The 12,122-nt window shown below is 55.8% G+C and carries 11 protein-coding genes and 1 tRNA gene; 9 read left to right on the top strand and 3 right to left on the bottom strand.

The features are described 5' to 3' along the window. The first annotated feature begins 74 nt into the window (after nt 1-74). Nucleotides 75-767 (top strand): aspartate/glutamate racemase family protein, encoded by a 693-nt coding sequence (locus ACEWL3_RS09785; RefSeq protein ID WP_386182510.1) that lies wholly within the window; start codon nt 75-77, stop codon nt 765-767. On the opposite strand, the gene ACEWL3_RS09780 is transcribed toward ACEWL3_RS09785, so the two are convergent. Continuing rightward, a complete protein-coding gene (locus ACEWL3_RS09780) occupies nt 764-2,365 on the bottom strand; it encodes a GMC family oxidoreductase (protein ID WP_386182308.1) in 1,602 nt (533 codons plus the stop codon). The genes ACEWL3_RS09785 and ACEWL3_RS09780 overlap by 4 nt on opposite strands. Nucleotides 2,366-2,483: 118 nt before the next feature. Here ACEWL3_RS09780 and ACEWL3_RS09775 point away from each other — a divergent pair, with 118 nt between their 5' ends. From ACEWL3_RS09775 to ACEWL3_RS09760, 4 genes are all read left to right on the top strand, one after another. Further along, nucleotides 2,484-3,716, top strand: a complete 1,233-nt coding sequence (locus ACEWL3_RS09775) for a TRAP transporter substrate-binding protein (RefSeq protein ID WP_386182310.1) — start codon at nt 2,484-2,486, stop codon at nt 3,714-3,716. Nucleotides 3,717-3,861: 145 nt separating this feature from the next. After that, nucleotides 3,862-4,530: a TRAP transporter small permease gene (locus tag ACEWL3_RS09770; protein ID WP_386182312.1), complete on the top strand. Its 669-nt coding sequence runs from the start codon at nt 3,862-3,864 to the stop codon at nt 4,528-4,530. Then, nucleotides 4,530-5,882 (top strand): TRAP transporter large permease, encoded by a 1,353-nt coding sequence (locus ACEWL3_RS09765; RefSeq protein WP_114880117.1) that lies wholly within the window; start codon nt 4,530-4,532, stop codon nt 5,880-5,882. The genes ACEWL3_RS09770 and ACEWL3_RS09765 overlap by 1 nt, the downstream gene beginning before the upstream one ends. Nucleotides 5,883-5,904: 22 nt before the next feature. After that, nucleotides 5,905-6,678: an IclR family transcriptional regulator gene (locus ACEWL3_RS09760; RefSeq protein WP_386182315.1), complete on the top strand. Its 774-nt coding sequence runs from the start codon at nt 5,905-5,907 to the stop codon at nt 6,676-6,678. Here ACEWL3_RS09760 and ACEWL3_RS09755 read toward each other — a convergent pair. Beyond that, nucleotides 6,675-7,889, bottom strand: a complete 1,215-nt coding sequence (locus ACEWL3_RS09755; RefSeq protein ID WP_386182317.1) for a winged helix-turn-helix domain-containing protein — start codon at nt 7,887-7,889, stop codon at nt 6,675-6,677. The genes ACEWL3_RS09760 and ACEWL3_RS09755 overlap by 4 nt on opposite strands. After that, the gene (locus ACEWL3_RS09750) at nt 7,886-8,923 is read right to left on the bottom strand and encodes a LacI family DNA-binding transcriptional regulator (RefSeq protein WP_386182319.1); all 1,038 of its coding nucleotides are present in this window, start codon (nt 8,921-8,923) and stop codon (nt 7,886-7,888) included. Before ACEWL3_RS09750 ends, ACEWL3_RS09755 begins: the two co-directional genes overlap by 4 nt. Before the next feature lie 122 nt (nt 8,924-9,045). Between ACEWL3_RS09750 and ACEWL3_RS09745 the strand changes: the two genes are divergently transcribed. The 4 genes from ACEWL3_RS09745 (at nt 9,046) to ACEWL3_RS09730 (ending at nt 12,119) form a co-directional block, all read left to right on the top strand. Then, nucleotides 9,046-9,122, top strand: a tRNA-Arg gene (locus ACEWL3_RS09745). 155 nt (nt 9,123-9,277) lie between these two features. Beyond that, nucleotides 9,278-10,132: a hypothetical protein gene (locus tag ACEWL3_RS09740; protein ID WP_386182321.1), complete on the top strand. Its 855-nt coding sequence runs from the start codon at nt 9,278-9,280 to the stop codon at nt 10,130-10,132. Continuing rightward, nucleotides 10,129-10,602 carry a plasmid mobilization protein gene (locus tag ACEWL3_RS09735; RefSeq protein ID WP_386182323.1) on the top strand — a complete coding sequence of 158 codons (474 nt, stop codon included), beginning with the start codon at nt 10,129-10,131 and terminating at the stop codon, nt 10,600-10,602. Before ACEWL3_RS09740 ends, ACEWL3_RS09735 begins: the two co-directional genes overlap by 4 nt. Then, complete coding sequence (locus ACEWL3_RS09730; protein ID WP_386182325.1) at nt 10,596-12,119, top strand: relaxase family protein; 1,524 nt, start codon at nt 10,596-10,598, stop codon at nt 12,117-12,119. The genes ACEWL3_RS09735 and ACEWL3_RS09730 overlap by 7 nt, the downstream gene beginning before the upstream one ends. Nucleotides 12,120-12,122 lie beyond the last annotated feature (3 nt).

The raw sequence follows: 12,122 nt of genomic DNA, 5'->3' as shown, positions 1-12,122 counted from the left end.
TATCGTAGGGATTGTAGCGCTTGATGCGGCTCTCAATCAACGGCAGGCTGACTGAGCAAGGGATGGATAGTGCGATGGGCCAAGAGGATCACGCCAGATTGGGTATACTGATGCTGGATACGCTGTTTCCGCGTATCCTTGGGGATGTCGGGAACCCGGACAGTTGGCCGTTCCCAGTGCGGTATGCGGTGGTTCCCGGTGCTACACCCAGCGCGATTGTATGCGATGACGTCGAACCATTTGTGCAGGCCTTTATTGAAACAGGTCGTGATCTGGTTGCTTCGGGCTGCACCGGCATTGCCACTACCTGTGGATTTCTAGCTTTGATCCGCCCGAGACTGGCGACAGCACTCAAGGTCCCGGTTGCTGCGTCAGCGCTTGAACAGGTCGCTCAGGTGCAGGCGATGCTGCCACCCGATCAGATGGTCGGTATTTTGACAATCTCGGCTGCAACACTAACGCCCGCACATCTGGAGGCCGCAGGCGTCCCACCACACTGTCCTGTGCAAGGGACCGATGGCAGCAGCTTTTCCAAATCCATCCTTGGCAATCTGACAACTTTGGATGTTCCTGCTGCCAGACAGGACATGGTACGTGCAGCCCTGCAATTAATTGCGGACCACCCAAATGTGGGTGCAATCGTTTTGGAATGCACCAATATGGTCCCATATGCACCGGATATTGAGCAAGCAACGGGGCGGCCCGTCTATTCGATATTTACGTACCTCAGTTGGTTCCACGCTGGTCTACGGCCCCGTGTCTTTTAGCCCCGCAAGTCTTCCAGAATCAGATCGCTGGCTTTCTCTCCTATCATGATCGCTGGCGCATTTGTGTTGCCTGAAACGATCTCGGGCATGATTGAGCAATCGGCCACACGTAAGCCCGCGATGCCATGAACCCGCAAACGCGCATCAACAACCGCATCCTTGCCCTGACCCATTTTACAGGTCCCCGTCGGGTGATAAATCGACGCCGTATTGTTCCGCGCCCAGTCAAGCGTCGCGTCGTAGTCATCCATGTCAAGGCTCGCATGCGGACGGTATTCCTGTGAAATCTTTGACGTCAGAGGCGCATGCCGTGCAATTTTTCGCGCGATATTGACGCCCGCCACAACGGTGCGGCAATCCGTTTCGGTGGCGAGGTAATTTGGAATTATCTTTGGATATGTGCGCGGTTCGGCACTGCCCAACCTGATTTCACCCCGGCTTTCTGGACGCAACTGACAAACCGACATGGTAAAGGCCGAAAACTTGTCCGCACCCTTGCCAGGGTTTTCCGCAGACAGTGGCTGCACATGAAACTGAATGTCAGGGGTCTCCAGTTCATCTCGGGTTTTCATAAAGCCAGTGGCGAGGCTGGCCGCCATGGTCATCGGTCCAGACCGGAACATCGCGTACTTCAGGGCAATCCGGGCCTGGCCATATAGGCTGCTGACTTCATCATTCAACGTCGGCTCATTACACTTATAGACCAATCGCGCTTGCAGGTGGTCCTGCATGTTCTTGCCAACGCCTTTGAGGTCCTGTTGCACCTCAATGCCATGTTCTGCCAATTGGGCCGCTTCGCCAATTCCCGATAACATCAAGAGCTGCGGTGAATTGATCGCACCGCCACACAAGATGATCTCGCGTCCGGCCTTAATCGTTTGGACGTTGCCACTTTGGTCAGTGTAGGTCACTGCAGTTGCCTGTTTGTCTTTGATGACCAGCTTGTCCACTTGGGCGTGGGTGATAATCTTGAGGTTCTCACGGCTTTTTACCGGATTAAGATAGGCCACAGCGGCGCTGCACCGGCGTCCGTTCTTTGAGGTCAGTTGAAAGAAACCAACGCCTTCCTGATCTGCACCATTGTAATCGGGATTGAATTTATACCCCGCCGCTTGTGCAGCTGCGACCCAGGCATCGGTGATCGGCCGCTGGATGCGCATGTTGCTGACGGAAAGCGGCCCTTGATCGCCATGAAACTCATCAGCCCCGCGTTCGTTCTTTTCCGCACGTTTGAACAGGGGCAACACATCGTCCCATCCCCATCCCGTATTCCCCATCTGACGCCAGCGGTCATAGTCTTGTGGTTGCCCACGCACATAGAGCAATCCGTTCAGCGAAGATGATCCGCCCAGAACCTTGCCGCGGGGCCACTCAATTGATCGACCGTTCAGCCCCGGATCAGGTTCGGTTTTATAACACCAGTCAACCTTTGGATTGTGGATCGTTTTGAAATATCCAACTGGAATATGGATCCACGGGTTCAGATCGCGACCCCCCGCTTCCAATAGAATCACCTTGTTTTTTGGATCTGCGCTGAGCCGGTTTGCTACAACACATCCTGCAGAACCTGCGCCAATAACGATGAAATCTGCTTCCATTTCAACTTTCCCCCGGTTGCTTGCAGAAAATTCTATACAGAAGCACAAAACCATACTAGTCTTTTTTGAAACAATAAGTCTCATTAATTAAAAAACTACTCAACTGGGAGGAACCAAAATGAGTTTACAACGGAAACTGAAAGGCATTTCACGCCGCGATCTATTCCGGGTCGCAGGGCGTTATGGAATGAGTTCGACCTTGCTGGCTGCGGGCGGTTTTGGTGGGGCGATGAGCCTTGCAAATCTCGCAAGCGCTGCGGAATCGACTTATGAAAAGCGTTTCGCCAAGGAAGCGAAGTTCACTTTCAAATTCGGTGCGTCCGGCTTTAACGCCCGTAACCTGTTGATTGAACGCGCTGGCGCATTGGAATTTGCCCGCGATCTGGAAAGCCGCACAGACGGCGAAATCCGGGTTGAGTTCATCGGCGATAACCAGATCTGTGGCCAGACGTCTTGCGTTGAAAAAACGCAGCAGGGCATTGTCGATATCTATGCTGCGTCTACGCAGAACTCTGCGGGTGGTGCACCGTATCTGAACGTGTTGGACTATGCCTACATGTTCCCGTCACGCGCGGCCCAGTATCACTTCCTCTATTCTCCCGAATCAGTCCCTTTGTTGCGGGACCCCTACGAAAAGCGCCACGGCCTGAAATTCCTGTTCAGCCATTGCGAACTGCGCGGCATCCAGATGGGCCTGAAGTATAAGGATGCGCCAACCATCACGACTCTTGAGGAAATGTTTGGGACCAAGAACCGCGTTACAGGGACTCAACTGGGCCGCATCGCGATGGAAGCGCTGAACCTGAACCCAGTGCCGGTGGCGTGGGAAGAAACACTTGATGGCTTGAAGCAGGGCCTCATTGATGGTGCGGAAACATGGGCATCTGCAGTTGCTTATGCGAATATGTCGCCAGTGGTTTCACAGTCGGTTGACCTGAAATTCTTCTGCGGCACTGAGCATACGGCGATGTCTGTCAAGGCGTTCGACAGCCTTGATGGTGCCTTGCAGGATGCGGTGATGGAATCGTCCTATCTGGCGCAGGTTCACGTGCAAGCGGCGAACGAAGCGGCGCTGGTTAACACCGTTGGACATTCTGATCCACAATTGCCCGGAACGATCTTTGCACAAAACGGGGTTCGCAACGCATTCCTTGCCGATGACCAGATCAAAATGGCCGAGGAAATGTGTTCGCCAGAATTCCAGCCACAGCTGTGGGAAGACTGGCGCGAGCGGCTTAACGCTTGGTCCGGTGGCCGCGACACATATCAGGAAATCTACGACATCGCACGGCAGATTCCGAAAGATACGCTGGCAGAAAACGTTGAGCCCCGCCGCTGGTGGAAAAGCTGATAGAAGCTTCGTAAATCAAAGGTCGACCTGCGCAGGCGGGTCGGCTTTTCTTTATCAAAAAACGCTTTTCGGATCGACCAACAGCTGCAGATAGCGCAGCATGGGGTCTAGAAACGAGCCGTTTCAAACAAGGGGGGATGCCTTGATGTCGATATGGGCCGAAGTAGCAGAAGTGTTTTCTGCATTGTTTTCCGGCAGCGCATGGAAAATGAAGGACGCTTTTAACGCGGATGGGATGTGGCTGTTCAGCTTTTTTGCCACCGTTATCGGCGGCATTCTGGCAAACCTTTTTTACAAGGCACTACCGTTTGTTGATCGCCATCTTGAGCGGGGCATTTCGGTTGTCGCCTATCTGATGATCGCTGGCATCATCTTTTGGGGCGTGATCGACCGCTTTTGGTTTTCGCGCCAATGGGCGGGATCAACCACAGTGCCACCGTTCCTGTTTATGATCATGGCGTGGTTCGGATGCTCTTATAACGTCAAACTGCGCACCCACCTTAGCTTTAGCGAATTTCGCAGCAAGATGTCTCCTCCTGCGCAGATGGCCGCGCTGACAATGGATGCGCTGTTATGGCTGGGCTTTTGCTGGATCGCGATTACCACATCCTTGCGGTTCACAGCCTATTCCGCCGACAACTTCCAACTCGTCGACGGCGTGGATGATACCATGAAGTGGTGGTTCTACGTGACCGTGCCACTGGCCTTTACCCTGATGTCAGGCCGCGTTGTCGGCAACTGGCTGGAAGACTGGCACAATTACCGGACCGGTCAGGAAATCATTAAACAAGCTGTCATTGGCGGAGAAGCGTGATGTCTGATGCATCGTGGATTACCCTAATTTCCCTGGGCGTAACGGTTGTCTTTATGCTTGGCACGCCAGTGCTGTTGGTCATCTTTTACTGGGTGATTGGCTGTAGTTTTGTGATCGGGCTGCAATTAGACAACACAGGCAACGAATTGCTGAATGTGTTCAACAAGGGCTTTGCCCTTCTTGCGATGCCATTGTTCATCCTGACCGGGGATTTGATTAACCAATCCGGAATCGCCAGACGATTATCGGACTTTGCCTATGCATGTCTCGGATGGCTGCGTGGTGGGCTTGCCATGGCCGCAATTGCCGCCTGCGGATTGTTCGCTGCGATCTCAGGGTCCAACTCGGCCACGACGGCAACCATCGGTTCAATGTTGCACCCTGAAATGGTCAAAGGTGGCTATGACGAAAGGTTCTCTGCGGCAACCGCTGCGGCGGGCGGTACGGTAGGGATCATCATCCCACCGTCGATCATCTTCATTGTTTATGGGTTCTTGATGAACCTCTCAATTTCGGAACTGTTCGTTGCGGGCATCGTTCCGGGTAGCCTGATGGTTCTGGCGATGATGACGGCGGCGTTTATCATCTGCACATTGAATGGCTGGGGTTATCTGATCAAACTGTCCATCTCTCGTGTCATCAAAACGGCAATCGGTGCCTGGTTGGGCTTCTTTGCGATCGGTCTGGTGCTTTGGGGCATTTATTCGGGCAAATTCTCTCCGACGGAGGCGGCCGGGGTAACAGTGGGTTTCTGTATCATCGTCGGTATGATCTGCCATCCGCTCAACAAAATAATGGGAGGCGACAAAGACACGCCTGTGACTGAAAAAAACATGATGTCCATGTTTGTGGTTGAGGGGTTCACGCTGCTTCAGGTGCCCAAAATTGTGACCCGATCCGCACAGATCACCGGCATTCTGGTTCCTCTTATCGCGGTTTCAGTCGCGATGCAGCAAGTTATGTCAGCATTGGGTGCCAAGGAATTCATCGGCGATTTCGTAACCGGAATGGGTGGGTATTATGCCGTGCTGTTCACGTCGATGGCGATTGTTTTTGTAGCTGGGATGATCCTGGAAAGCCTTCCAGTGACGATCATTCTGGCACCGATCCTTGCGCCAATCGCTGCATCAGTCGGTGTTGATCCGATCCACTTTGCGGTGATTTTCCTTGTTGGTGCGTCTATTGGTTTCATTACACCGCCCTATGGTTTGAACCTTTATGTGGCAAGTGGCGTAACAGGCGTGCCGTATTTCCGCCTGCTTCGATATATTGTGCCATATCTCATCGCCCTGATCAGTGTGTGGTTTTTAGTGGCGTTGACACCGCAATTGGCCTTATGGCTGCTGCAGTGACTTATTTCGAAGGTGTAGGAACATGGCAGATGCCGGCAGGTCAGATACCACAATACCGACAAATCTGAGGTTGCTGTTTCTGCTGGAAGAAATTGCGAGGGTCGGGGTACCACTAACCCCGACCGCCGCAAACGAAGTTCTGGGGCTGCCTAAACCGACAATACACAGGTTGTTTCATCGCCTCGAAGAAGAAGGTTTTTTGCAGCGGGATATTGACGGGCGATCTTATTCGGCCGGACAACGACTGCGGAAGATGTCAGTCAACGTGCTGTCTTCTTCTCGGGTGAGGACTGTGCGATTGGCCGTTCTGAATGCGCTGACCGAAGATGTGGGCGAAACCTGCAATATCGCAACGCCAGACCGGGATGGTATGGTCTATCTTGACCGTGTTGAGACGAAATGGCCGCTGCGTATTCAGTTGCCTATTGGAACGACGGTACCGTTCCACTGTACTGCCAGCGGAAAAATGTACCTGTCGTCACTCGACCCCCGTCATTTGGCAAAGTACTTGTCGGCGGCAATTCTGGACCAGCATACGACGAAATCCATGACTGATCCGCAGGCGCTTCTGGAAGAAATTGAACTGACCCGCGAGCGGGGCTACTCAACTGATAATGAGGAATTTATGGATGGTATGGTCGCAATTGCGGTCCCAATCCACGATAATCATGGCCGGCTGATGTCGACGCTGTCGGTTCATGCCCCGACCCAACGGGTGACGCTATCGGATTTGGAGCAACACCTAGATCTTTTCAGGCAAGCGGCAGCGGATTTGTCCGAGCTGGTTCTGCGCTAGGCAGGATCGCGCAACCACCCGTCGTCAAATGCAAGCTCGTTGACGCCGGCCAAATGGGTCAGCCGCCCCAGCTCCGCCTCGAACGCGCGTTGTTTTGCATTGCTCCATCGAACTTTTGGCTCTGGCCAAAGAGCTTTTACACGTAATGTATCCGCGTCGCGGAAAGCTTTCATATCCACGCGCGCAATCAGCCTGTCACCTTGCAAGATGGGAAAGACATAATAGCCAAAGGTCCGTTGCGGAGCGGGGACGAACATCTCAACCCGGTAGTTAAAACCAAACAGCCGTTCGGCGCGTTTGCGGTCCCGCAGTGCGGGATCAAAGGGGCTGAGCACCCGCAAGCGGTTGGTTGGTGCCACTTCAATAGCAGGGTCTTCGTCAATTCCCGGACGGGCGTAGCTGATTTTCATCCTGCCGTCCGCGCCGGTAATCATTATCTGCTCAAGTCGGCCAGCGCGCTTTTCGGCTTCACACCAATCACGCGCCTCTGCAGGCGTGATATGCGCCCAAAAGGCGGCCAATTCCCCGTGCGTCGCAAAACCAAGACGCGCCAATGCCTGATCACAACACCAGTTAATCGTTTGTTCGACATCAGGTGCCTGGGATGAATCACGCAGACGCGCCTCCAAAACCCGTTCAGTCAGATCATAGCGTTTCTGGAAGCCTTCCCGCCCGACCACACACAACGCACCGCTGCGCCACAGATATTCCAGCGCGGTTTTGGAGGGATGCCAGTCCCACCATCCCCCTGATCCACGGGCTTCGCCTTTGCCAACGTCCGAAGAGCTGACTGGGCCATACTCGCGGATCTGATCAAGGATTGTTTGGAATTGCGCCTCGAACCCTGCACGTCGATCGTGCTGCCAGCGCGCTTTGAGCCGTTCCGCATCGCGCTGTCGGCGCAGATGCCAGTTTGGGTAGAACGCAAGCGGGATCACGGCCGCATCATGGGTCCAATGCTCAAAAAGCGTCCCGTCCCGTTCATAAAGCGTTTTTAACGCTTTTGGCCGATATCGCGGGCGTCTTGAAAACAGGATCAGATCGTGGGCGCGGGCGACGGTGTTGATGCTGTCAAGTTGAACAAATCCAAGAGATTTGATTAGGCTCAGCAATTCAGACCCGGAGGCGGGGCCCTGTGGCGTCTCGGACAGATGATGCCGGTCCAGAAATATCCGCCGCGCGTCTCTGTTACTCAGTATCGCTGGTGTCATTTTCTGCGGTTGCGGCGCAGAGTATCCCCGAATGATAGGGTTGGTTTCAAGGTCACCTGATTGGCAAAGTCAGGATCAGGGGTATCGGAGGTGCTGTTGAGAATGATATGTGCAGCGGTCTGACCAATCTCGATCCGGCAGGCATCCATCGTGGCCAATTGCCGGGGCAGGCCTTGCAACAATTCCACGCCATTAAAGCCAGCAAGCCCGATTTGCTCAGGAATATCGATGCCCTGATCAAGCAGATATAACAATCCACCCGCGCCGATCATGTCATTTGAATAATAAAGAAAATCCAGGTCAGGCGATCGTTCGAGCATTTCCTGGGTCATCTCTCGGCCTTTGGCGAGCGCTGAGCCGCCAGAATAAAAGACACGGTCCTCGATCTCGATGCCAGCCTTGGCAAGGCCTTCCGTGAACCCTTCGAACCGCTTGCGCGCACGGTGGTCCAGCGGCATTTTGGTGCCCATGAACCCAATACGTTCATACCCTTCTTTCAGGATCGCATCCGCCATCTGACGGCCCGCCCGCCGATGGGAAATACCCACCATAGCGTCAACCGGCGTACCATCGACATCCATAATCTCGACCACTGGAATCCCCGCATTTCGCAGCATCGCACGGGTCGCGTCAGAATGCTCCAAGCCAGCAATGATCACGCCGGAAGGCCGCCAGGATAACATCTCATAAAGCACGCGTTCTTCTTTTTCCGGCATATAGTCAGTGACGCCGACGACAGGTTGCAACGGGGTGTCCTCAAACACCTGATTGACGCCATTCAGGACTTCGGGAAAAACCATGTTGCTGAGCGATGGTATAATGACCGCAACCAGATTGACACGCTGCGAGGCCAGCGATCCTGCAATCTGATTGGGCACATACCCAAGCGACTTTGCCGCCGCGAGCACGCGATCGCGCGTCGCCTCGGACACATCACCGCGTTTTCGCAAAACCCGGCTGACGGTCATTTCAGAAACGCCACAGGCATCAGATACATCGCGGAGCGTCAGCGGGCGCTGCTTTGGTCTTGTCACTATGGTAATCCTGAATTGTTGACTTAACGTAGCGCAGGTCAGACCCCGGTATCAAGCATCTGTCGCGATTTGATAGATCGGGTCATGACAACTGCCTAAAGGTATTCTAATCAGGACACGGCGGTCCCGTGGCTCAACTGGATAGAGCAGCCCCCTCCTAAGGGGCAGGTTATTGGTTCGAATCCAATCGGGGTCACCAAAAACACCTTTAAAATATGGCTTATTTACAGGACTTTGTGCAGGAGCTTGCAGAAAGTCCCGTGAGCTTTCGCGCCGAATTCGGCGGCAATGGCGGAAATCTCGTACAAAACCTGTACAAAATTCGCACGTACTTGCGGCTTTTGGGGTGCTCCAATGAGCTGGCGGGTTGCGAACACATGCGCGGAACGGAAGTTCGGTAGCGCAACACGCAAGCAGATCATTATGTTTCTGGCCGACAAGGCCAGCGATGATGGTTCGGGCATCTGGTGTTCCAAGGGAACAATTCAGCGGCATACGGAGCTGGGGGAGACCACAGTCAAGCGAACAGTGCGCGAGTTCTTGAAGGAAGGCATCCTGATCGAGACCGGCGCACGCACCTGCAAGAACGGTTTCACCGTCGTCTACCGGATCGATCTGGCCAAGGTTGAGGCGCTGGAACCGACCGCAGAGCCCGAGACTGAGACGGGGTCCACAGTGGCCCCCGTTCAGTCTGGACCCGGTACGGGGGCCACTGTGGCCGGGGTACCGGGGCCACCACGGCCCCCAAACCATCCTAAAACCATCCTTAAACCACCTACGCGCAGGCGCGAGGCGGCAGTGGATGAAGAGGCTGAGAAGATTTTGGCAGCCTATCCACCGGACCGGCTTCGCAGTGAAGCGGCCTGCCTTGCCCAGATCAAAGAGGCCATGAAGGTCGGGATCACGCCGGAGGACTTGCGGCAGGCCGTCCAAGCCTACGCGACCGATAGCGCTGGTTTCACCCTTTCGAAAGTCTGCTTTTCCGACAACTGGTTTCAGTCGCGGCGCTGGCAGGCCTATGTCGAGAAGCAAGCGGCAGACCGCGAAAAGACTGCAGTGTTGGAGGCCGATCACCATGCACGGCTGGCCTGCTGGATCAGTGATCGTAGCCCAATGTGCAAACACATCACGGCCCCGCAAGTCACGGCATTGCTGGCCTCAAAGCTGGTGACGCAGGCCCAAATTCAAGCCGCAGGCCTCAGATCATGACAGCAACCGATCCCACCGAAGAGCAAACAGCAAGGCGACCCATGTCATACGCTGGCGCTGCTGACACGGGACCTTGCGAGGGGCGGCAAGCCTCCCCTTCGAACCCCACCGGCGCTGGCAAAGCCCGCACCAAAGAGCCGCTGACCGAGACCTTCGTCTTCCGGTGCACAGCGGCAGAGAAGGCCCAGTTGCGCGCTAAGGCTGAGGCTGCTGGCCTCCCTGCCGCGACCCTTCTGCGCGAGGCTTTGGGCCTGACTGAGGCCCGTCGTCGCAAGCCCATCCCCCGCGTCGATCCGGCGCTGGTGCTGGCCGTCGGGCGCATCGGCGGCAACCTCAACCAGATCGCTCGCTGGCTGAACCGTTCGATGCTGACGGGCCGCACTGACCTCGACGCGCTCACTGTCGCCCGCCGCCTTCTAACCATCGAGCGCCAGCTCGCCCAGATCATCGAGACGGCGCGCCGATGCTGATCAAGTTCTTCCGCAATGGCAAAGGCGCGGGCGCGGGTCCGGTCGGCTACCTCGTGGCGGATAAGGTGCTGGCCTATGACGACAACCGCGACCTGATCCACGATGCCGACGGCGAGCCAATGTCAGTCACACGGAAGCCATTACCAGAGGTCTTGCGCGGCAATCCCGACCGCACCGAAGCCCTGATTGATGCCAGTCGCCACGAGTGGACCTACCGCGCGGGCGTGATCAGCTTTGCCGCCGAGGATGCCCCGACCGAGGAGCAGCAGGCCGAGGTCATGGACGGTTTTGAGCGTCTGGCCTTCGCGGGGCTGGACCCTGAGCAATATGAGGTGCTCTGGGTCCGACATACCCACGAAGACCGTGTCGAGCTTCACTTCTGCACGCCGCGCCTGGAGTTGACCTCGGGGCGCAGCCTGAACATCGCGCCGCCAGGTTATGAGAAAGCCTTCGACAGCCTGCGCGACGTGATGAACCAGCGCCACGGCTGGGCCGATCCGATGGAACTGGAACACACACAAGAGGTCCGCGACACCATCGAGACCCCAACTCGCGCCCAGGGTCGCGACGAACTGCACGCTTGGATTCTGGATCAGGTCAGCGTCGGCTACGTCACTGATCGCGCGAGCATGCTCGATGCGCTCGCTGAGGCGGGCTTCGACATCCCGCGTGCGGGCAAAGTTTATCTCACAGCCAAAGACCCCGACACCGGCGAGCGCTGGCGTTTGAAAGGAGAGATTTTCCATGAAGACTGGCAAGCCGACCCGGCTGAGCGAGAAGCTGAACGCAGAACTGGACACGATCCGGCAGGACTACGCCGCCTCGATGGCATCCCAGCTAGAGAGCTTCAGGACCAATTTGAGCGCCATTGCGACCAGCGCGCAGCGTACAATCGAGATCGATACCCGCACCTTTCTGCAACAGAACAAGAGCTGGCTGACGATTTCGCCCTGGCTGATCACGGGGATGTTCTTGGCGGGGATCGCCTCGATGATGGCCGCGAGCTTGCTTTGGACGCAGATGCTGGCCAGCTCGGAGATGACGGAGCTGGGGCTGACGCGGATCGACAGGGAGGACGGGACATGGCTGGTGCTGGACCCGACCAAGACGCGCCTGAGGACCTGCACGCTGGGCGGCAGATCAGTGACCTGCATCAAGATCGAGGAGAATTAGATGACGACACCCCTGACAGCATTGGAACGCGACTTGCTCGCCTGCGTCGAGCGGTTGGTGACGGCCTGCGAGTTCTCAGCAAAGGAATTGAGCGGGTTAGAGGAACGCTCGACGACCAAGATGCAGAGCCAGATCGATGGATTGGCCGCCTGCGTGTCGGTGCTCATTCAATCGCAAACGGCGTCCGTGGCTGCGTTGCACGGCTTGCTGAACGAGGGATCGAACTACGGGAGGCTGCGTACGCAACTAGAGACGAGCTTGAAATTAGTGAAGACCGCAGAAGAGAGGTTGAGACAGAACTAGAGACGCGGGAGGTCGAGATGGATCGAGGGCTGACGCATTAAGTG

Origin of the sequence: Sulfitobacter sediminivivens (genome assembly GCF_042611115.2) — a bacterium.
GTDB classification, from domain to species: domain Bacteria; phylum Pseudomonadota; class Alphaproteobacteria; order Rhodobacterales; family Rhodobacteraceae; genus Sulfitobacter; species Sulfitobacter sediminivivens.
The sequence above is the reverse complement of the archived record's forward strand: the minus strand, read 5'-3'. Positions and strand labels throughout refer to the sequence as shown.